Raw genomic sequence first — 24,199 nt, 5'->3', positions numbered from 1 at the left:
AAGTCTGGAAAGTCAGAAGCTTCCGGAAAGAACTTCCCGACGCTCCCAATTTTCCCGATTTCTGACTTTCCAGTGTTTCCGGCTTTTCGGACTCTCCCAAACTTTCCAGACTTTCCGACTATCTTTGTACCATGAGTATTGTAGACATTAAAGTACCCCCAATGGGTGAATCCATTACTGAAGTGACCCTTGCTAAGTGGCTCAAAAAAGAAGGTGATTTTATCAATATGGACGAGCCTATTTGCGAATTTGAATCTGACAAAGCCACCTTAGATTTACCCGCCGAAGCTTCCGGGCAGTTACAGATAATCGCCAAAGCAGGTTCTGATCTCAAAATCGGCGAAGTCATAGCCCGAATAAATAAAGATGTCTCAGCACCTGTGACCGCTGAAGCTCCTATTGAAGCTAAAGCATCCACACAAACCTCACCAACTGTACCAATCACAGCCAAGGATGTATCTGCATCACCGGCAGCTGCCAAAATACTCAGAGAAGCCAGCATCGCCCCTGCAGACATATCGGGCACAGGTAAAGAAGGACGCATCACCAAAGAAGATGCTGTCAAAGCCTCTGAAAAAACTCCTTCATCAATTCCGACCTCTGTTGCGTCTGCACCCTTGGTACAAACCGCTCATTTCAGCAGAGCTGAAAACCGGGAAAAAATGACGCGGATGCGTCGGACTATTTCAAAGCGACTGGTCAGTGCTAAAAATGAAACTGCGATGCTGACCACTTTTAATGAAGTGGATATGACTGAGATCCTGGCATTACGCACAAAATATCAAGACCAATTTGTAGCCAAATACGGGATCAAACTTGGGTTCATGTCACTCTTTGCCAAAGCCTGCAGCAAGGTATTGATGGAGATGAAGGAGGTCAATGCTTTTATCGACGGAGAAGAGTTGATATATCATGATTATGCGGATATCTCAATAGCAATATCCACACCCAATGGATTAGTAGTACCTCCGGTAAAAAATGTTGAATCTTTAAAATTTCACGAAATAGAATATAAAATCAAAGATCTCGCTGAAAAAGCGCGCGCTGGAAAACTCACACTCGAAGAAATGAGTGGCGGCACTTTCACGATTACCAATGGGGGCATATTCGGTTCGATGATGAGTACCCCAATTTTAAACGAACCACAGTCTGCGATCCTCGGGATGCATGCCATCATTGAAAGACCGGTGGCCATAGCAGGAGAGATCAAGATCAGACCGATGATGTACCTGGCTCTTTCATACGATCATCGTGTGATCGACGGTTCTTCCTCTGTCACCTTCCTGGTAAAAGTCAAGAAATTACTGGAAGATCCGATGACGCTGATGCTTGAGATATAAGCGAGTAATAAAAAATAAATTTTTTATTACTCTGACTTTCTAAATAGCATGTCGTGATGACCTGATGGTACCATTAAGGTGAAAGACTACTCAAAATAAGCTATTGCATTTTTTCTCAATCATAGCATAATGTATTAAAAAGTTTAACTTTTTAATACACAAAAAAATTTAGTATATCGTTTTAGTAAAAAATATTGCGTATAGCACTATCTTAGCTCCGATTAGAAAACTTATTACTTTAATTTAACTCTCTTTTTATGTTTAGGAAAATACTTTTATTTTGTTTTTCAATGCTTTTTTTTGGTATTGTTTCGTTTGCACAAACGAAAACTGTATCTGGGAAAATTATATCTCCCGATAAAACTCCGCTATTCGGAGCGACCGTATCACTTAAAAATTCGTCTATCGGCACTACTACTGATGAAAATGGAGCTTATTCAATTACCTTGCCGTCAAACAACGCTGACACTTTATTGTTTTCATATTTTGGCTATGAAACCAGAGAAATTGCTGTTGGACAGGCCCGTAGTATAGATATCACTTTGGCAGAGGCAGTATTTGGACTGGGAGAAGTCGTAGTGGTCGGATATGGTACTCAAAAACGTACGCTGATCACAGGTGCAGTATCCAGCGTAAATAGTAAGACGCTGAATGAAATACCAGTGGTGAGTATATCACAAGCTCTACAAGGCCGGGTTTCGGGGGTCACTGTTACCAATAACGGTAGCCCAGGCACAGAGCCCATAGTTCGCATACGGGGTATAAGTTCCATCAGTTATGCTTCAGACCCATTGTATGTTGTTGACGGATTCCCTACCGGAAATCTATCCACCATTGATTTAAAAGATATTGAATCAGTAGATGTGTTAAAGGATGCTTCTGCTGCAGCCATCTACGGTTCCAGAGCGACCAATGGTGTCATCATGATTACCACTAAAAAAGGAAAGAGAGATGGCAAAATAGGCGTTTCCCTTAATTCCGTAGTTGGTACTCAGGAAGTGACCTCGCGGCTCGACCTCTTAAATACTGAACAATTTAAACAATATGCTGTAGCTTATAGAGGTAGCCAGGTGCCTCGACTGGAAGCTCCATATGTCAATCAGCCAATATATGAAGGTGCTAGCCAAACATATGGTCAAACCAATACGGATTGGCAAGACGCTTATTTTAGAAAAGGAGCTATGACTCAACACAATATAGGATTATCCGGAGGTAATGAGATATCTCGCTTTTATGCGTCGGCCGGTTATACTGACCAAAGAGGTATTGCCCCAAGTGTCGGCTATCGTCGTTTTAACTTTCGACTTAATTCTGATCATATCATTAGTAAGTTGTTCACTTTTGGAGAAAATTTATATGCTGCTTCTGGTGACCAGGATTACGACAACAATGAAACAGGATCCAGAACAAATCTGGTGAATGTGATTAGGATGATGCCGCATATGCCGGTTTTTGATCCAACTTCCCTTGGTGGGTATAGAGGAGTGAATTCTACCTTAGATGGTGGAGATCCTACGAACCCAATTGAAGATGCTGCTTTAAAAAATCCTGGGAACAGGACCACGACTAAAGTGCTTGGGACTGCTTATGTAGATGTAAATTTCAATAGGTGGTTAAAGTTTAAATCAACGGTTGGTATTGACTATGCAAACTCCTTAGATTATCGATTTGCCCCTATCTTTAATGACAATGGTGCAATCGCAGGATCCAGTGCAACTCAAGCAACTATAACCAATAATCGTGGTACTTCTACCGTCCTTTTGTATACTGAACAACTTTCTTTCGACAACACTTTTGGAAATCACCATTTAAATGCAATTGCCGTCTACGAACAACAAGGGCAGGAAACCAGACAGGAAAATGCCAGTGGCAATCAAGCATCCAACGACCTTACCACCTTAAATAATGCCACCAATGTTGGCGTTCAGACTTTAATAGGTGAGAATGTCTTGATTTCCTATCTCGGTCGCGTAAATTATGATTTTAAAGGTAAGTATATATTAAGTGGTGCTATTCGACGGGATGGCCTTTCGGTATGGGCACCTGGTAAAAAATGGGCAACCTTCCCATCTGCCTCTATCGGATGGAGAATCGATCAGGAAGATTTTATGCAAAACCAATCAAAAATTTCAGAATTAAAGTTAAGAGCTGGATATGGTGTAACAGGCCTGAATGGTCTTGTTTTGGGTAACACCCCATGGCTGGTTAGTGTCAACTCCAACAGTGCTTATTATCCTTTTGGCGGTTCAATCACCGGTGGGCCTGCTTCCTCAATACAACGATTGGGAAATCAGGATTTGGAATGGGAAAAAACGAATCAATTAAATATCGGTGTTGACATCGGATTTTTAGCTAATAAAATTACTTTATCTACAGAATATTATCAACGCAAAACAGATAATCTAATACTAAATGTACCACTCCCTCCATCATTTGGCTACATTTCAAGTACTGTAGCTCAAAATGTGGGATCCATGAAAAACGATGGTTTTGAAATGCAACTGGGTTATAATAAAAGAGAAGGAGAATTTAAATGGAATGTGGGAGCCAACGTGAGCATAGTCACCAACCAGGTTACCAGATTGGCAGAAGGAGTAGCTAATATTGAAGCTGGTGGAAACGCAGATTTTGGATCTTACAATATCACTAATACAGCAGTTGGTCAGCCTATTCAAGCCTTTTTTGGATGGCAAACAGAAGGTATCTTTCAAAGTGTAGATGAAGTAAGCAAACATGCTACGCAAACAGCGTCTACAGCACCAGGTGATATAAAGTTTAAAGATATTAATGGCGATGGAGTAATCGATTTGAACGATCGTGTATTTTTAGGCAGTTTCATTCCAAAAGCCACTTATGCATTAAACCTTGGAGCAAACTATAAGAATTTTGATTTTTCAACTTTCTTTCAAGGTGTGCAAGGCAATAAAATCTTTAATGCTACCAGAGTAATCACCGAAGGTATGGTACGTTTTTTCAACGCCGGAACACAGGTATTGAATGCATGGACTCCGTCTAATACCAATACCGATATCCCTAGAGCTATATCTTCTGATCCTAATCAAAATGCCCGACCTTCTACTCGTTTTCTTGAAGATGGATCCTATCTAAGGCTTAAAAACATTATGTTAGGCTACAATCTGCCTGAATCATCACTGAGTTCAATAACTAAAGGAGCACTTTCGAGCTTCAGAATATATGTTTCTGCACAAAACATATTGACTTTTACTAAATATTCCGGTTATGATCCTGAAGTAGGGAATAGAACACCTGGATCTTCTTTGACAAATGGTATCGATTTTGCAGTATATCCTCAACCTAAGTCATACCAGGTTGGCATTCAAGCAAATTTTTAATCCTCAATTTAGTTACTTAAAAAAATCATAGAAATTATGAAACAAAATATATTTAAACAGGTTGCCTTGATTGGTTTCTTCCTCATAAGTATCGTTGCTTGTGAAGACAAGCTGAACATATTTGATAAAAATAATCCAACAACTGAAAGTTTTTTCAAAACAGCGATTGAGCTTCAAAATGGTGTAAATGCTATTTATTCTACACTAAGGTCTGGCCAGCTTGTAGGTCGCGAATGGTTTTTTACCCATGACATGAGAGGTGGAGAGTTTTCTCCCGGAGGACCACAATTGGAAGCTCCAAGGGCAGAATTATTAAAGGAACCCTCACCTGCCCCCTCTAATTCGGTCATGTCTAATGTATGGACTGGTTGCTACCAGATGATTAACAGGGCCAATCTTATAATTTCAAAAGCACCGGATGTTACTGACAATCCTGGTTTACGAGACAGATTAGTTGGAGAAACTAAGTTTTTAAGAGCATGGGCCTATTTCGAATTGGTATCACAATGGGGAGATGTGCCACTCTATACCGAAACAGTTACTTCCGCAACTGGTTTTCAAGGAAAAGCTGCATCTGCAGATATTTATGCATTAATCCTTTCAGATTTGACAGAGGCCACTCAAAAATTGCCAGAGACTTATGGTGCTTCAGATAATGGTCGTGCCACCAAAGGTGCAGCTTATGCTATGCTTGGAAAAGTAAACATGCAGAAAGGCGACTATGCCGCAGCAAAAACGGCTTTGTTGCAGATTTATGGCAAATACAGCCTGGTCAATGATTTTCAATGGAATTTTGATGGGGACATTAAGAATGATAATGGAGTCACTTTAACCACTGGACATGAGTTTAATACTGAATCTATTTTTGAAGTAGTATTTGTAGATAAAGGTGATAACAATTTTAACTGGGGTTACAATGGTGAAGGGTCTACCAGTCCATTGAGTACTGTTCGAAATCAGGAATATGGAATTACCTGGGGCAATACAATACCGTCGAATAATCTTTTAAATGAATTTGAAGACAATGACCCAAGGTATAAATTTACATTTTATGAAGAAGGTGATCAGATATTGACCAAGTCTCCGTTGGCACCTTTAACATTAACTTCAGCGGATATGAACATTGCTCCCTCCTTGAGGAAAGGTGTTTCCATAAAAAGATTTTTCCGCAAGTACAATATTTATGATTACGTAAATTCAGGTTTTCATCCGGGGGGCATCAATCAACGGGTGATTCGGTACGCAGATGTATTACTTATGTTGGCCGAATGTGAAGCTGAAGCAGGCACTCCCGCCAAGGCAGCAAGTTATATCAATGAAGTTCGTAGCCGCGAAAGCGTGAAAATGCCGGCAGTAAACCCAACGAACAAAAATGATGCTTTAAAAGCGGTAATGCATGAGAGGTGGGTTGAATTGTGTGGTGAAGAAGTGAGTAGTATTGATATTTTACGATGGAGAAAAAAAGGATATTTCCCTTCTATTATTGCTGATAGAGTGCCGGGACAGGTCGATCTTTTCCCTATCCCATCTAGTGAAACATCTACCAATCCATTAATAAAATAAGTTTCGCTTAGTTTGGAATCAACATTCCTAATTCTATTTGTAGCTTAAAAAGAAACAATAGCTCGACCCTGATAAATTAAGGCCGTCATTTATGGCGGCCTTAATTTTTTATCCTATATGTTACTGTTCAAATAATTTAAGATCGTTATTAAAAATCAACTATATTTCTATTATTAATTTTATCGCAGTTTGAAAACCATAAACTCCAACATCGTATTCATTTTTTCTATGTTGGCTTCTATATTATTAGGTACCTGTACTTCTTCCCATAAAGAAAACATGCTATTCACCATGTTACCATCAAGTCAAACCGGCATACATTTTATCAACGACCTTCACGATTCTGACTCATCCCACTCCTTTATTAACGAATTTGGCTATATGGGAGCCGGTGTAGGCATTGGTGATTTTAACAATGATGGTTTAAAAGATATATTTTTTACAGGCAATCAAGTAAGCTGTCGCCTATATATCAACAAAGGAGATTTTCGATTTGACGATATCACCTCAAGCGCCGGACTGACCACGAATGTGTGGTGTACAGGTGTAAGTATAGTGGATATCAATCAAGATGGTTTTGATGATATTTATATATGTGTTTTTGGCAAGGATCTAATCACTCCGACGAAAAATCTTTTATTTATAAATCAACAGGATTTAACTTTTAAAGAAGCTGCTGACTCATTTGGAATAGCCGATACAGGATATTCTACGCAGGCTGCGTTTTTCGACTATGATCGGGATGGTGATCTCGATATGTATCTCACCAACTATTTGTTAAGTTCAAAGAACACCAATACCATTGTACCAAGAGATAGAAGCGGTCGCTCGCCAGCCAACGATCGACTCTACCAGAACCAATCAAAAAACGCGCAAACTACTTATCCAGCTTTCATAGATGTAACTCTATCAGCCGGAATCAAAGAAGATGGATATGGTCTGGGATTATCCATAAGTGATTTTAACAATGATGGTTGGCCTGATGTATATGTAGCTAATGATTTTGTGTCTAATGATCTATTGTGGTTAAACAATGGTGACGGTACTTTCTCCAATTATATTGATAAGGCATTAAAACACCAAAGCTACTCGAGTATGGGATCCGATGCTGCTGACATCAACAATGATGGCTGGCCTGAAATCATGACGCTTGACATGCTGCCAGAATACAATGAGCGAAAGAAAACCACTTTTAGTTTTATGAACTACGACCGCTATGAAGCCGAAAGAGCCATGGGCTACGAGCCGGAATTTATGAGAAATATGTTACAACTAAACAATGGAACTAGGTGGATAAATAAAGTCAAAACTCCGTTTTTTAGTGAAATTGGCTTTTATGCAGGCATCGAAGCTACCGATTGGAGTTGGAGTGTCTTACTCGCAGATTTTAACAATGATGGTTGGAAGGATATGCATATTACAAATGGAATAGGTAGAGATTTTATCAATGCCGATTTTCTTGAATTCAGCCAGGAAGTTTTCAAAAGCAGTCTCCCTCGCACAGAGCAAGAGAAAATAATCAGAAATAAATTAAGCTCTTTAAATCACATCAATCTGAAGAACTATCTATACATTAATAACAAAAATCTGACTTTTACAAATGAGGCTACCAATAGTGGAATCGGAAAGCTTTCTATGTCTAACGGAGCTGTGTATGCTGATCTTGATAATGACGGCGATTTAGATCTGGTGGTCAATAATATAAGCAGCGAGGCTTTTGTATATAAAAATAATACCAATCAGAAAAACAAACCACTTAGCGTGCATTATTTAAGCATCAGATTAAAGGGTGATGATCTCAACAAACAAGGTTTCGGCACAAAAGTATTGCTCTATACCGATCAGCAAGTACTGTACCAGGAGCAAAACCCAGTAAGAGGTTATTTTTCAAGTGTAGACCAGCAATTAAATTTTGGGTTGGGCAGCCAAAAGTATATTGATTCACTTTGCGTTATTTGGCCCGATGGCTTTACACAATCACTATATGGTTTGACTACCGACACTACCATAAATCTATTTTGGAAAAACGCAACACCAAAAACATCAGCGAAGACAACTAATCCCGGTACTATTTTTAATGAAATTACATCGACTTCACAGATTAATTATAAACATGTTGAATACCCATTCAATGATTACAATATTCAAAGATTAGCTCCTCAAAAATATTCACAACAAGGTCCGCATATTGCCGTAGGAGATATAAATAATGATGGATTAGAGGACTTTTTTATTGGGGGCGCTATCAATTTTTCTGGCGAGATTTTTACTCAACAAAATGGACAAAAATTTACCTCATCTCAACTAATAGACAGCCAGAAAATGGAAGAGGATATTGATTGTATTTTTTTTGATGCTGACAATGATCAGGATCAGGATCTTTTAATCACCGGTGGGGATATACAATATAGCGAAAACTCAATAAATTATAAGCCCAGACTATACCTAAATGATGGTGAAGGTCATTTCACGCTCCAAGCTTATGCCATTCCAGATTCAATCAAAACGATTGCAAGTTGTGTCTCCTCTGCAGATTTTGACGGAGATGGCGACCAGGATCTTTTTATTGGTGGACGCGTCTCCAAGTCATATCCGATGGCACCTAGAAGCTATTTATTACAAAACAATAATGGGGTTTTTACGGATGTCACTTCAAAGATTTGTCCTGAACTATTACATCCAGGCATGGTCACAGCTGCTGTGTGGACGGACTTTGATAACGACCACCAGATCGATTTGGTCCTTGCTGGCGAATGGATGCCCCTTAGATTTTTTAAAAACAATCAAGGCCTTCTCAGCGAAATCACCACATCAACAGGCCTCCAGCAAATGTATGGAATGTGGCGCAGCCTGATTGCCTCCGATATTGACAACGATGGGGACATGGACTTTGTGGCTGGCAATTTGGGTTTAAATTGTCCATATAGAGTAAGTACTTCCGAGCCAATGCAGCTTTTCGCAACGGACTTAGATGGAAATGGAAGCATGGATCCTATTATGTTTTATTTTATAAAAGAAAATGAGGACAAAAAACAATCATTTCCGTCTATTAACAGGAATCAATTTGCGGAGCAAGTGTCCTCAATAAAAAAAAGATATCTGTTACACAAGGACTTTTCAAATGCTTCCTATTTGGATATATTTAAAGGAGTGAAAAACCATAATATTGAAAAACTATATTGTGATGAAACCAGGAGTTGCATATTCGAGAACCTGGGAAACGCTAAATTTCTAAAACGTATATTACCAAAAGAAGCTCAGTTCTCTCCAATAAACACTATCCTCTGCCTCGATGTTGACAATGATGGTTTTAAAGACTTGTTGCTGGCAGGCAATGAATATCAGACTGAAGTCAAATCCGGCAGATATGATGCTTCCTATGGATGCTATTTAAAAGGAGGCCAAAACCTTTCTTTTGAAACAATCCGACCAATTGAAAGTGGATTTATAGTGGATGGTGATGTAAAAGACTTAGCCTTAATTCATTTAGCCAATGGAGAAAAAATAATACTGGTGGCAGCGAATAATGATTCTCTAACCGCGTTGCGAATAGGCAACCTGCCGATACCTATTACACCACAACCACGTGCCCATAAATAACAATGTAAAAGTCACCACGATGGTGCAATTCTTCAAGCCTAACTTTTCTGCTCAATTTCTTCTTTAAGTTATCAGTTATCAACTTATCTTATTTTTGGCCATTATTATAATATTTTCAGAGGAATTTGAATATACAAAATATATGTCGGCACTTCAATATTATACAAAAATATCCTGTGCTGAATTCAAGATTTAAGTCTTAGATTTTACTATCAAATCAATATCAAAGACATTCTTAGATTGTACAAGAAAAAAAATGCACTTTGAAGGCTATGTTGTTTCTTTACAATCGATTATATTTATGAACAATTTAACTCTGCAACCCCTTATATTTTAATAAAACCTGAAAATATAAAACTTTGAATATGAATAAACTTAGATGTATGATTACTTGCATCCTGATATGCTCCTTAGCATTTCTGCATGCTCAGACCATCACCGGTACTATTAAATCCGGATCAGATGGTGGAACTCTACCTGGTGTTTCAATATTGGTAAAGGGTACCAATATTGGCACTGTATCCGACATGGATGGCAATTTTAGCCTCCAAGCAGCACCACAAAGTACTTTGATATTCTCCTACATTGGCTACCTGACACAAGAAATAGCTATTGGGAGTCAAACCGTTTTGGATGTGACTATGTCTGAAAGCGCAGAGAGCCTGGACGAAATAGTCGTAACCGCCCTGGGCATACGTAAAGAAGCCAAAAAGCTCGGATACGCCACCAGTACTGTGTCCAAAGAACTTGTCACTGAAAACCGTTCTTCAAACTTCATAAATACCCTTCAGGGCAAAATAGCCGGGGTCAATATCTCTGCTTTGGGGACTGGACCCGCCGGGACCTCCAAAATCCGCATTCGGGGTCAATCTTCGATCTCTGGCCAAAACAACCCTTTGATCGTAGTCAATGGTATTCCAATAGACAATAGCAATTTTGGTACTAACCCCGGAAACGCATCTTCTGATAATTCTATTGGCGTGCGCGGCGGCGGAAACACCTCTGACGGAGGAGATGGATTGTCAAGTATCAATCCAGACGACATCGAAAGTATGACCATATTAAAAGGTGCTACGGCGGCAGCGCTTTATGGATCCCGCGCTAAAGATGGGGTCATCATGATCACCACCAAAACCAGAGGTACAGGCAAAGGTATTGGTGTAACTTTTAACACCAACTATACCAATGAAACCCCACTGGACTTTACAGACTTTCAATATGAATATGGCCAGGGTGAAAACGGTGTCCGACCGACTAGTCCAAATCCAACTTCTGGCCAATGGTCATTTGGCGAAAAATTTGCACCCGGTATGACCCAGGTTTTGTTTGGTGGTGTGACCGTCCCTTATGAACCAGTATATAACAGAATCAGGGATTTTTATAGAAATGGCTCAAACTTTGCCAATACAGTGACCTTGTCATCAGGAGGAGACAAAGGTGGGTTCAACCTGTCCTTTGCCAATAATGACAACAATGGTATCGTCCCTAACAATACATTTAATCGTAAAACTTTCAATATGGGATTTGCTTATGATCTCTCTTCGAAGCTTAGTTTTACAGGTACGGCCAATTATTCCAAAGAATACAACAGAAATCCTCCCAATATTGCCAACCAGGACAATTCAATCCCTACTACCATCTATAACCTGGCCAATTCAATGCCTCTTAGTGTTCTGGATGAAAACAAATACGATGCCGACGGCAATGAATATGTATACTCCAGGTTCAGGAATAGAACCAATCCATATTTTACCCTTGCAGAACAGTTTCAAAATATTCGGAGGGACAGGTTATTTGGGAACCTCAATTTGAAGTACGATATTCTTCCCTGGCTATACGTACAAGGCCGTGTAGGACAAGACTATTGGTCACGTGATCAGGATTATAACAATTTTCCGACTGGTCAGGCTTCTCTGGCTACCGCTCCGGCAGGATTCGTCAATGGTGTATATACCCAGGAATCCAGAAGATTCAGGGAGACAAATGCTGATATTTTGATTGCTGCCAACAGGAAATTTGGCAATTTCGGAATCGATATAAACGCAGGAGGCAATCAAATGTATCGACGCTCGGATCTCAATAGTACCCAGGTCACTGACTTTATAGTGCGTGGGCTCTATACCGTTGGCAATGGTAGAGTAAAAGATCCAATTTACGGCTTGTCAGAGCGGGCGGTCAACTCAGTTTATGGATCAGCAGAGTTGTCATACAAAACTTTTCTTTACATCAATGGTACCTTACGAAATGATTGGTTTTCGACCCTTTCTCCTGCTAATAGGAGTATCCTATACCCTTCTGTATCAGGTAGTTTTGTATTCTCAGAAGCTATGGGTAATCTACCATCCTGGTTGACTTTTGGTAAGATCAGGGCAGCATATGCAGAGGTAGGGAGTGATACGGATGTATCTCCCTATTCCAATAACCAATTTTACTCCGTCAATGGCAACCTGTTTCCCAATCCTTCCGGAGCAGCACAGCCTGTGGCAGGACCTTCCAGTCTGACTTTGCCCAATGCCAACCTAAAGCCAATGCGGGCTTCTGAGAAAGAGATTGGTCTTGAATTAAAAATGTTTAATAACAGGGTCGGCTTAGACTTTGCAGTATATCAAAAAATCACTGAAGATCAAATTGTCTCCGCTCAAACTTCAGATGCTTCAGGTTACACCAACACACTTATCAACAGCGGTAGAAGTCGTACCAACGGTACAGAAATGTTGGTCAATCTGGTTCCTGTCAAAAGTGGATCATTCCAATGGGATATTACTTTTAACGGTTCTTATAATAAAACCAAAGTGCTCAAACTGCTCACAGAAACACCTGGCGAACGCATCACTGTAGGCACACACGTGTTCAATGGCGAGCTGAGGCAGGTAGTCGGAGAGGAAATGAAATGGGTCAGATCTATGGATTTGGATATAAAAGAGATGCACAGGGAAGAATAGTTTTTGGTGGCAATGGAATTGCTCAAAGGACTTCCGATCTGATCTCCTTTGGATCTGCCCTGCCAAAATGGACAGGTGGTATCAACAATGGATTTAAATATAAGGACCTTTCCGTTTCTTTTCTGATAGACTTTAAATTGGGCAATATGATGCTCTCTGGCACTAATTTTAATCTTACCAGACACGGTTTGCACAAACAAACATTGGCTGGTCGTGAAGGTATCATCGGTGTTGGTGTTAATGATAAAGGTGAACCGAATACTGTAAAAGCCAATATTCAACCGTATTGGGAAGTAGTACGATCACTGGCTTTGATCGAACCAATAGTATATAATGGTGGTTATTGGAAACTCCGCCAGATCACCGCAGGATATGACCTGGCCCATCTCCTACCGGGTTCGTCCCCTATCAAAGGCATGAAGCTGAGTCTTGTCGCCAATAATGTATTGATGCTCAAAAAATGGGTACCCAATATTGATCCAGAATCATTTGGCTATTCCTCTGACAATTTGGTTGGCATGGAATCTACCGGCTTACCTACCACCAGGAGTATAGGCTTTAACCTCAATGTAAAATTCTAAAAATCAGACTGACATGAAAAATTCAATAAAATATATCTTACTCATATTTACATTAATTGCAGTCTCTTGTGACAAAGGATTTGATGATCTTAATATCAATAAGACGGCAGCTACGGCTATCAATCCGGCATTTATACTCAACAATGCGGTAATTAATACTTCTTTTACTAACAATCAATTGATCCTGGAAGTAGGAATCGTCCAGCAGATGGTATCGCCCAATTCTGGCGTATTGACTGGTGCCAATTTTAATCAAGACAACCGTGATGCCACTGCTGCCAACTGGCAACGCTACTATCGATCAGTCATCCGGTACACAAAAGATGTAATCAACCAAACTGCCGAACTGCCTAATCGAAGCAACCTTCGTAATATGGCCAGAATACTCCAAGCGTTTGCTTTTATGGTATTGACAGACACTTATGGAGATGTCCCTTATTTTGAAGCAGGTAAAGGCTATATAGAACAGATTGCTTCGCCAGTATATGATGCACAGCAAGCCATATATAGTGATATCATCAAAGAATTGACGGAAGCCAGTGCTGCCTTAGATGCCAGCAAGACCATAGAGACTGCTGATGTATTGTTTGGAGGTGATATAGCCAAATGGCGAAAATTTGGCAATTCACTGCTACTCCGTGCGGGTTTGAGATTAGTCAAGGCTGATGCAGGGCTTGCCCAATCAACAGTACAAAAAGCGATTGCGGGGGGCATAATGACTTCCAATGCAGACAATGCTTTTATCAAGCACGATCCTAACTATACCAACGCTTGTGGACAGTGGATGAACTCTACAGAAGCCAATAACGCCTACCTGGGTAAACCCTTTGTAGACTATCTTAAAAACAACAATGATCCTCGTTTAAAGGCTATAGCCAATCGTTATGTCGGAGCCAAGTCAGGTCCTGAGCAAACCGCTGCCAAGTCTGTTACGGATCCATCTGTGCAAATAGGCATGCCATTTGGATATGACAACAATTCGATCAAAACAGCGGTCGCGGCAGATGGCCTGGCAAGTTTTTATGACTATAGTCAGTGTGATCGGTTTAGATTTGGCAAAAATACTGCACCGATGTTTTTGGTGACTTATTCTCAAACTTCGTTATTATTGGCTGAAGCTATTCAGAGGGGTTGGACCTCAGGATCGGCTGCAGATGCATTCAAAAATGGTATCAAAGCCAATATGGAAGAGGCTGCTGCTCATGACGCTGGCTCTGCCATCGCTGCCAGTGCTATAGATGCCTATCTTGCAGCCAATCCGTATGATGCGGCAAAAGGGTTAGAACAGATCAATACTCAATATTGGGTATCTTCTTTCCTCAATGGACCGGAAGCATTTGCCAATTTTAGGAGAAGTGGATTTCCTGCTCTGGCACCAAATCCTTTTCCTGGAAAAGCGATCAAAGGAAATTTCATCAATAGATTGACCTATCCCAATTCTGAAATTTCAGTCAATAGTACCAATGTTCAAGCTGCTATAGCCAGACAAGGTGCTGATGACCTGGATACAAAAGTATGGTGGCATAAATAAAAAATCTGAATAAACGAATTCCGTAAATTGTGACAGCCGATCCGCAAGGGTCGGCTGTTTTTGTTTGAAGATTAGGGTCGGGTGTAATAGTTTATTCATCCATCCCTTCATCTCCCTCAGCAGTCTTGCTGCTGCCTACCAACATAAGATTGATTGTATTGATTTCTGCTGGGGTAAAATAACGCCACTTGCCAGGAGGAATTCCAGTCAATGTCATACTCATAATACGAATCCTTTTCAATGATTGTACATTGTACCCAAGCACTTCGCACATTCTGCGTATCTGGCGATTGAGTCCTTGTACCAGGATGATTCTAAATCGGGTATCAGTCTCTTGTTTGACAAAACATTTCTTTGTGTAGATCCCCAATATCCTAACTCCATTGCGCATGTGCTGGATAAATTCCGGAGTGATGGGTTTATCCACAGTGACAATGTATTCTTTTTCGTGATTATTGCCAGCCCTCAGTATTTTATTGACTATATCTCCATCGTTGGTTAAAAAAATCAGTCCTTCACTTCGTTTGTCCAGTCTGCCGATTGGAAAGATCCTGGTTTTAAAATTGACATAGTCTACGATATTGGATTTGTCTTTGACATCAGTGGTACAGGTGATCCCCTTTGGTTTGTGTAGCGCCAGGTAAATCCGCTCCTTCTTTTTCCTGATCGGCTCACCATCCACCCTTACTTCGTCACCTTCAGAGACTCTATTTCCTTTGGTGGCATCCTGACCATTGACGGTGACACGGCCTTGTTCAATATATCTGTCTGCCTCTCTTCGGCTACAATACCCGCTGTTGCTGATGTATTTATTAAGACTGATTTCCATATGAAAACAAAGATAGTGTGAGGATGTTAGAGTTTTGGGAAATTGGATTGCAAGGCAGAGGCAATCCTACAGGTCTGCACAGCGGCGGATAGGGTTATCTGCGCGAAAAGCCATAAGGCGAAGCACATCGGTAGGAAGCAATTCAACAAAGATATCAGAAAGCGGTCGGACAGCAGCAAACCTCGAACGGCAGAAGCAAACCTACAAGTTGATCTGCACGCAAAGCAGGGCGGCAAACCTCGTAGGTTGCTTCTGGACTTAACCCCAACTTCTTGCTTTATTTCAATATCTCGTTAATACTGACGATTTTTGCAGTCCAATCCTAATCCTATGAATACATTCGCAGATCTTAACCTTCCCAAACCTTTAGCGAATGCAATGGTTGATCTTGGTTTTGAAAAACCGACGCCAATACAAGTAAAGTCATATCCGGTGATCCTGGCTGGAAAGAATATGGTAGGTATAGCACAGACCGGTACTGGTAAGACCTTGGCCTATATGCTACCCTTATTGCGTGATCTGAAGTTTTCAAAGCTGGTCCATCCAAAAATATTGATCCTGGTACCTACCCGTGAGTTAGTGATCCAGGTGGTACAACAAATCAATGCCTATGCAAAATATATGCAAGTCAGGGTGTTGGGCGTCTATGGTGGTACTAATATATCTACGCAAAAAATAGCCGTTGCGAAAGGGATGGACATCCTGGTAGCGACTCCCGGCAGGTTGTATGATCTGGCTCTGTCTAAAGCAGTCAAGTTAAACGAAATAAAAAAATTGGTGATCGATGAGGTCGATGTCATGCTGGACCTTGGATTTCGATTTCAACTAAGCAATATCTTCGAACTGATGCCGGAAAGGAGACAAAATATTATGTTTTCTGCGACCATGACAGATGAGGTAGAAGCATTAATAGATAATTATTTTATTGCTCCTGAAAAAATATCAATCGCTCTGAGTGGAACAAGATTAGAAAACATTCAGCAACAATGTTATCATGTCGCTAATTTTTACACCAAAGCCAATTTATTACGACAACTTCTTGAAGATAAAAAAGAATTCAGGAAGGTATTGGTCTTTGTGACTGGCAAAAAAAATGTAGAGTTATTATACGCGGCACTGGAAGAGACCTATGCTTCGGAAATGGGCTTCATTCATACTGATCGATCCCAAAATAACAGAATAGCCGCCATCAGGCTATTTGATAACGGTATGCATCGAATATTGATCACCACCGATGTGATGGCGCGTGGCCTGGACCTCGAAACCATTAGTCATGTGATCAGTTTTGACACACCCAATTTTCCGGAAAATTATATACATCGGATAGGTAGATCCGGGCGTGCTGAGAAACAAGGCAAATCAATCTTGTTTTATACAGATAAAGAGGAAGCTGCAAAAACAGAAATCGAAAAACTGATGTCCCACAAAATCGAATTGATGGAGATGCCTCCGGCAGTAGAAATCTCAAAAGAACTCACCCCAGACGAAAGGCCCAGGGCTTTCGACACCCCTGTCTCTTTTCGCCATGACGAAAAACTCCTCAAACCGGGGTTTCATGAAAAGAAAAAGAAAAATGTCAAAACTAATCTTGGAGGATCTTATAAATTTGAAATCGCCAGGAAATATAAAAAGCCTAAGACCAGAGGGGATAAGTTTAAGAAGAAATAAATTCTTTAGCCTGGCATACAGGTGACCTTTTAGCCTGGGGAGTATTGCATTTCAAGTAGAAAACAAGTCTGATAAAAAAGGTCTAAGTTCTTTAAGCTATTTTTGCGTCTTCATCTATACCATAAGATCAATTTATCTTGATGCGATTATTAGAAAAAGCTATCATCCTATTTGAAAAGACCAAGATCCTTGTAAAATCCAAATTTGATGTAGTAGATAATGAACGATTAAAGAAGAATTTGCTCAATGCCCTGCCATTCTGGTTGGGTGCTCTGCTATCCGGAGGACTAGCCGTACTGTATGCCAAGTTATTTTCTTTGGCAGAAGCCGGGACTCACTTACTTTTCGATCAATTTAAATGGGCGTTTTTTGTAGTCACTCCTGCTTGTTTTGTCTTGGCCTGGTGGCTGGTAGTCAAGTATGCCCCTTATGCCAGGGGTAGTGGTATACCACAAGTGACCGCTGCTATTGAACTCGCCAACCCGAAACAAAATATCCTTATTGACCACTTACTAAGTCTTCGTATACTTTTTATCAAAATATGTTCAAGCCTGATCATGGTACTTGGAGGAGGAGCCATCGGCCGCGAAGGACCAACCATCCAGATATCAGCGGCTATATTCAAAAAAATCAACGATCTATTACCAGAATGGTATCCCAAAATTTCAAAAAGAAATATGCTGGTGACAGGAGCTGCCTCCGGATTGGCAGCTGCATTTAATACACCATTGGGCGGTATCGTTTTTGCCATAGAAGAACTTACCAAAACACATTTTAGCCTTTTTAGATCAGCCTTGCTTACTGGTGTGATTATAGCGGGACTTACCGCGTTAAACTTTTTAGGTCCCTATTTATACCTGGGGTATCCAGATTTAAAAAATCTCTCCTTTTGGTTGTTAGTCATGGTCATTCCACTTGCGCTGGTCACGGGTTATGCTGGCAATGGAATGGGCCATATTATTTTATCTGTCTTCAAAAAAAAGCAGCAACTCAAGAAAAGATCTCACAAAATATTATATGTGATCATATGTGGTTTGATATTGGCAGCCACAGCTATATTTCTGGAGAGAGGGGCATTTGGTTCTGGAAAGGAACTCATGATCTCTACCCTATTTACAGACCACAAGTCTGTGAGCTGGTATCTGCCTATCGTACGGATTGTCGGGCCTATTCTATCATTTACCACGGGAGCAGCCGGGGGCATTTTTGCACCTTCCCTGAGTGCCGGGGCAAGCATAGGTGCTTTATTTGCTGAGTTATTTAACCTATCCTCCTCCGATACCAATCTAATGATCTTGTGTGGCATGACCGGCTTTTTATCCGGAGTGACCAGGAGCCCATTTACATCCTCTATCCTGGTATTGGAAATGACCAATAGCCATACCGTTATATTTTATATCATGTTGACAGCACTCCTCGCCAATCTATTTGCTACCATCTCCGGCAAACATTCTTTTTATGACCAATTAAAAATCCAATATCTACAGGAGATCACCCATGGACACGAACCACATGAAATCAGTGATGAAACAGAAGCACCCAATCAGCCTTAAGGCTATTTAATGCCAGCATAATAATCCAGGATCTTATTTCGGAAGGCTATTTCATACTTAGCAGCAATAAGTTGATTTTGAGCACGATCCAAATTATTTTTAACAATAAGATATTCAACTGAATGAATAGCACCCGCATTAAATCTGGCTTCTGTCACACGAAAAGATTCCGAAAAAGCACTAACCTGGGATTGAATAACCTTATATCGTTCTGTGGCATTGGTTTGCATTAATCTAGCTTCTTCTATTTTTTGTTGGACAAAAGTCCTGGCATACTCAGTATTGACTTTTGCAAGCTCAATGGCATTTTCCGCCTTCCTGGTATTGGAACGCACTCTGGCATTATCCAGGATTGGTATGTTTAATGACAAATAGGTCGCATAATTAAAATTGTTTGATAATTGTTTTGGATACCCTACTTTATCGCCCTGAAGGCGGTATGCACTGGAATAATTTGATCCAAAATCGGCCCCCAAACCAAAACTAGGATAGCGTTCAGCTTTGGCTGCAAGGAGGGATGCTTCTGCACTTTTTATTTGAAACTCACTGGATTTTATCAGAGCATGTTGTGAATACGCCTGATCAAAATTAGAATTACCAAAAGCTAACTGATCTATCGCTTCGATACTTGCATCTGTGGTCACTTCCAGGCTTTCCTGATATGGAATATTCATTAATTGCGAAAGTACCAGCTTAGAGGTTTTGATGGCTTGCAGGGCATCCAAACTATTCATTTGATCCAAGGCATATTGACCCTGCATATCTGAATATAGATTGGGTAAGACAGCACCCTGATCGTTTAAATTTTTAAGTCGATTGAGCTGCTCCAGGGTAGTCAATTCCTGTTGAGCAGACCTGGCAGCTAACTCTTTATTATTAAGTACCTGGAGATAAGCCAGTGTGACTTGAAGTTGCAAATTATCCTGTTCATTTTTTAAAGTCCAGCGAGAGGCTTCTTCAGCATATTGATATTGTTTGATAGATTGTTTTGTACTTCCAGCCTGCCATAACAGTTGAAATGCCTGGGCAGAGAATCCGCCCCTGGTGATTCGCTCATTGATAAAATCATTGGTTGATGGATCGATCGATCGTCCAAAATTCAAACCATGGCCAAAGCCTGCGCTAGCACTAGGCAGTTTAAAGGCGGTGGCACGATCCACATCTATACCAGCGTCTTTTAATCTAATATCGGTAGATCGTACCAATTGGCTATTGTGCAATGCCGTGGAAATACATTCCTCTAACGAATAAGTTTTTTGACAGAACCCCTTCACAAAGGTCAGTACTAAAAAACCTAAAATCAAAAATTTATTAATATTCATGTGTTATTAAAATTGCTTCAATTAATTATTTAACCTGCCATCCAACAATTCTACTATTCTGGTACCGTAGGTGGCGTTTTTTTCCGAGTGGGTCACCTGGATGATGGTCACACCCTGTTCATTCAGTTCTTTGAATATGGTCATGATCTCTTCGCCTTGTTTGCTATTGAGGTTGCCGGTGGGTTCATCAGCCAGGATCAGTTTGGGCTTGGCTATCAATGCTCTTGCGATACCGACTAACTGCTGTTGGCCTCCACTCAATTGATTGGGGAAAAGGTCTTTCTTTCCCACAATATTGAATCTATCCAGCATATCTCCTACCAATGCTTTGCGCTCTCCACCCTTCACATCCTGATACAAAAGCGGGGTCTCAATGTTCTCGTAAACTGTGAGTTCGTCGATAAGATGGTAAGCTTGAAAAACGAAGCCTATATATTGTTTGTAAAGTTGAGTACGTTGTCTTTCTTTCATTTTATGGACTTCTTCATGCAGAAATTTATATTCGCCTTCATCAAAGCCGTCTAACATACCTATCACATTGAGCAAGGTAGTTTTACCTGAACCTGAAGGCCCCATAATAGACACAAATTCACCCTCTTCAATATTTAGAGAAAGGTCTCTGAGTATAAAATTTCTCGCTCCCCCGACATTAACCCATTTGAATATATTTTTTAAGCTGATCATTTTAGTATTTTATTGTTTGATTTAAAAATGAATATAAAGAAATAATTTTAAGGCCTAATTAAATTTAAAAGGTATACAATTATATTTGGTACTATCATTTATTCTCCTTCGCTGGAGGTCCTTCCCAAAGCACCTGTTCGATCATCCATTTGTCATTATCTTTGCTCAACAATACATAATCTATCCCCCACCATGCATAAACCTTGCCGGCAGCAGTCTTTTCTTGAATGTCAAGCACAATTACTTTTTTAGGAGCATCCTGTTTAGCAAAGCTTTTTTTAATCATAACATTCCTTGCAAACTCGATGGCCTGAACGTAAGTCATTTGACCCTCGTAGTCATATTCGCCGGTCTTTTTATTTTTCCAATATCCGATTTTATGCAGACTCGGTTTTAGGCATTGGATCAGCTTGAGCGTATCTCCTTCGTAGAAGCCCTCTACATAATTGAGCAGTGCCTTTGTGACTCCCTCATGGTCTTTAGTTTCTTGCCCTTGCATTTTCCAACCCAAATTTAAACAAATGAGGAGCGCCAATATTTTTTTCATCTTATCATTTTAAATTCATGAATTAATTAAGAATATCTTCAATTCCTAGAAATTGATATCGACAATAACATCTTCCTGGATAATATTTTTTTATAACTATACATTGAGCTGTCAGCATTAAATTTCGATAACCCTAGTTGAGGATTTATTGATTACTCTTTAATACAGCCGCCGGCCTCATTTTATTGACTTGCCATATTTTTAATCCAATCACAAAAGCTATCAACAAACATACTCCCATAAAAGACTGCAAGATGGTCACCTTATTAATGCCAATATTAATTTTAAATATCAAATCCATCAACAATTTAGTCAAAGAAGCGCCTGCAAAAATCCCCAATATCGATGCAACCACGAATATTAACAAATAGTTTTTATGAATGACGATTACAATGTCAGACAATTTGGCGCCCACTACCCTTCTGATGGCAATCTCTCTTGTCTTTTTCAATACGGTCAAAGATATCAAAGCAAACATTCCGGTAGCGGTCAACATAACCGAAATAACGGCAAACCAGAAGAATATCTTTGCGATACTTTCATTTACCTTTTGCGCTTCGGTGGCTAATTCGTCCTGATAAAATGAGTTGAAAGGCCTCAAAGGATAGAGCTCCGTCCATGTTGCTTTGAGCTGGTCCATTAGAGTGTGCAAAGAATTTGGCTTGGCTTTAATGATAAGGTTAGCATAATCCTGATTTAATGTTTTTACCATCAATATAGGCTCTAATCGATTAAAAAATCCCCCCATATAGATATTTTTTGTCACCCCGATCACAGAATAAGTAAGGGTATCAATTTTAATTTGTTTGTTTAAAGCATCCTGGGACTTCCAACCATACAAGGAGCAAAGGTTTTCAGAAATAATGGCACTTTTTTGGTAATCAGCTTCACCTGTAGAAAAATCACGGCCGTACAATAAGTTTACTCCCATCACATCGAGATAATCGTCTCCAACTTCAAGATATTTTATTTCATTCTTAATTCCCTCCGCTTCAATACCCAGGTTTCGCCATGAAAATCCAATATGGTTTCTACTACCCGCCATCGCTTCAATACCATTTATTTGAGCCAATGCATCTCTCATTGGCTGATAGGTTTCCTTCGGAGTCCATATGCCCACAATATTGTTTTGATTAAATCCAAAATTAAAATCACGCTGGAATGCCGCATTACGGGCGAATGAAAAACCTGCGGTCACCGTAATAAAAGCAATCACGATCTGCATCCCTAAAAGAATCCTTGAAAACAAATTGGAACCACCAAATTTTACACCACCTCTAAAGATTTGGGTAGCATTGTATTTACTCACATAATATGCCGGATAAAGGCCTGCCAAAACAGTAACAGCAATTAATAGAAAGATCATAAACTGCATTAAAGACCTATCATTCAAATAATGTGCTTCTAGTTTTATTCCATCAAACATACCGTTGAAGGTGGGCAACCACCATTTATTAAACAAGATGGATAATAGAATGGCAAAAAAAACAATTGCACTACACTCTACTAATTGCTGGACGATCAATTGACTCGTAGAACCACCCAGTACTTTGCGCACACCCATCTCTTTGAGCCTTCTATTGGATCGGGCTACAGTCGTATTTGCAAAATTGAGACAGGCAGATAATAAAATCAAAATAGCCAGCACTGTCGGCCCATATATTGCTGAATTGTTTGGCCGCTCGCGCAAAGCATTTGCTGCCATATCATCATCATGATTGGAAACTTCACGCAGTGGTTCGATAATAAAACTTTGAGTTTGTATATCTTTTCTGGAGTTATTTTGAAGCGGCAAGTACTTATTAAAGTCTTGTTCTAACCTGGCTACATCCTGAGGATTGGGTAATTTTATAAATATTGCATCCGCCATCCAACTCCACTCATCGGATTTAAGAAAGGTACCATCGCTTTTGATATAATTATTAAAATTGGTCAGCATAGAAAATTGTAGCGATGAGTTGAGCGGTAAATCTTTCAGAATGCCTGTGACGGTCAGAGGCTGCTGATATGATTCTCCGGCATGTAATATCAAAGTCTGCCCCAGGGGGTCCTTAGATCCAAAATATTTTGTGGCTTCAGATTCTGTAATCAGTATAGCAGACTTATTGGTAAGATCATTGGAGCCTTTGATCAATGGAAAATTAAAGTACTCAAAAAAGGCAGGATCCGTATAATCCACCCTGGCACCAAAAGTTTCCTCCTGTGCACCTTTGACAGATAAATAAAGATCTTCCCACCTTACTGCAGAAACCACACTGGAGAAATCTTTAGGCGCGAATACTGCAATAGGAAGTGGGCAATACCCATTTAAGCCTTCCCCTGCCTGATTTTTAGTAATTACTCTAAAAATGCGTTCTTGATCAGGATGAAAATTATCAAAACTAAGACCGAACCGGACATCCTGGTATGCCCATACGATCGAGGCGATGCCTACAGCCAGTCCAACTATATTGATAAAGGTATAAAATCCTCCTGCCATCAAAGTTCGAAAAAGGTGCTTGAATTGATTGATAAACATAATTTTTTAAACTTTCAGGTTAGATCAAAATACTTCTTTATTCATTTACCGATCTTAAGTGCAATTACTTTGAGGAATGAAAAATATTTTGATTTCCACAGATCTCTTAATCCCAATAAAATGTATGATCTAAACATTATCAGTTTTAGAGTAAATGACATGCCATAA

12 protein-coding genes and 1 pseudogene are annotated in these 24,199 nt (G+C 40.0%); 8 read left to right on the top strand and 5 right to left on the bottom strand.

What is annotated here, in order from left to right:
• Positions 1-131: 131 nt before the first annotated feature.
• The 6 genes and pseudogenes from odhB (at position 132) to IPJ09_20475 (ending at position 14,910) form a co-directional block, all read left to right on the top strand.
• On the top strand, positions 132-1,340 hold the full coding sequence (gene odhB, locus IPJ09_20500; protein ID MBK7373772.1) for a 2-oxoglutarate dehydrogenase complex dihydrolipoyllysine-residue succinyltransferase: 1,209 nt from the start codon (positions 132-134) through the stop codon (positions 1,338-1,340).
• A gap of 290 nt (positions 1,341-1,630) precedes the next feature.
• Positions 1,631-4,693: a TonB-dependent receptor gene (locus IPJ09_20495; GenBank protein MBK7373771.1), complete on the top strand. Its 3,063-nt coding sequence runs from the start codon at positions 1,631-1,633 to the stop codon at positions 4,691-4,693.
• A gap of 36 nt (positions 4,694-4,729) precedes the next feature.
• Positions 4,730-6,256 carry a RagB/SusD family nutrient uptake outer membrane protein gene (locus tag IPJ09_20490; GenBank protein MBK7373770.1) on the top strand — a complete coding sequence of 509 codons (1,527 nt, stop codon included), beginning with the start codon at positions 4,730-4,732 and terminating at the stop codon, positions 6,254-6,256.
• Between the two features lie 189 nt (positions 6,257-6,445).
• Positions 6,446-9,856, top strand: a complete 3,411-nt coding sequence (locus tag IPJ09_20485) for a VCBS repeat-containing protein (protein ID MBK7373769.1) — start codon at positions 6,446-6,448, stop codon at positions 9,854-9,856.
• Positions 9,857-10,221: 365 nt separating this feature from the next.
• Positions 10,222-13,379, top strand: a pseudogene (locus IPJ09_20480) (SusC/RagA family TonB-linked outer membrane protein).
• 13 nt (positions 13,380-13,392) lie between these two features.
• Positions 13,393-14,910: a SusD/RagB family nutrient-binding outer membrane lipoprotein gene (locus IPJ09_20475; protein ID MBK7373768.1), complete on the top strand. Its 1,518-nt coding sequence runs from the start codon at positions 13,393-13,395 to the stop codon at positions 14,908-14,910.
• Between the two features lie 91 nt (positions 14,911-15,001).
• Here IPJ09_20475 and rluF read toward each other — a convergent pair whose 3' ends face one another.
• A complete protein-coding gene (rluF, locus tag IPJ09_20470; GenBank protein ID MBK7373767.1) occupies positions 15,002-15,739 on the bottom strand; it encodes a 23S rRNA pseudouridine(2604) synthase RluF in 738 nt (245 codons plus the stop codon).
• Between the two features lie 330 nt (positions 15,740-16,069).
• Here rluF and IPJ09_20465 point away from each other — a divergent pair, with 330 nt between their 5' ends.
• Both IPJ09_20465 and IPJ09_20460 read left to right on the top strand, forming a co-directional pair.
• On the top strand, positions 16,070-17,407 hold the full coding sequence (locus IPJ09_20465; GenBank protein ID MBK7373766.1) for a DEAD/DEAH box helicase: 1,338 nt from the start codon (positions 16,070-16,072) through the stop codon (positions 17,405-17,407).
• A gap of 140 nt (positions 17,408-17,547) precedes the next feature.
• Positions 17,548-18,960 carry a chloride channel protein gene (locus tag IPJ09_20460; GenBank protein ID MBK7373765.1) on the top strand — a complete coding sequence of 471 codons (1,413 nt, stop codon included), beginning with the start codon at positions 17,548-17,550 and terminating at the stop codon, positions 18,958-18,960.
• A 2-nt stretch (positions 18,961-18,962) separates the two neighbouring features.
• On the opposite strand, the gene IPJ09_20455 is transcribed toward IPJ09_20460, so the two are convergent.
• The 4 genes from IPJ09_20455 to IPJ09_20440 form a co-directional block, all read right to left on the bottom strand.
• Positions 18,963-20,282, bottom strand: coding sequence for a TolC family protein (locus tag IPJ09_20455; GenBank protein ID MBK7373764.1), 1,320 nt, complete (start codon positions 20,280-20,282; stop codon positions 18,963-18,965).
• A 21-nt stretch (positions 20,283-20,303) separates the two neighbouring features.
• Positions 20,304-20,966, bottom strand: coding sequence for an ABC transporter ATP-binding protein (locus tag IPJ09_20450; GenBank protein ID MBK7373763.1), 663 nt, complete (start codon positions 20,964-20,966; stop codon positions 20,304-20,306).
• A gap of 94 nt (positions 20,967-21,060) precedes the next feature.
• Positions 21,061-21,513, bottom strand: a complete 453-nt coding sequence (locus IPJ09_20445) for a nuclear transport factor 2 family protein (protein MBK7373762.1) — start codon at positions 21,511-21,513, stop codon at positions 21,061-21,063.
• 145 nt (positions 21,514-21,658) lie between these two features.
• Positions 21,659-24,031 carry an ABC transporter permease gene (locus IPJ09_20440; GenBank protein MBK7373761.1) on the bottom strand — a complete coding sequence of 791 codons (2,373 nt, stop codon included), beginning with the start codon at positions 24,029-24,031 and terminating at the stop codon, positions 21,659-21,661.
• Positions 24,032-24,199: the final 168 nt, after the last annotated feature.

Source organism: Saprospiraceae bacterium, assembly GCA_016709995.1.
Lineage (GTDB): Bacteria > Bacteroidota > Bacteroidia > Chitinophagales > Saprospiraceae > JADJLQ01.
The sequence above is the reverse complement of the archived record's forward strand: the minus strand, read 5'-3'. Positions and strand labels throughout refer to the sequence as shown.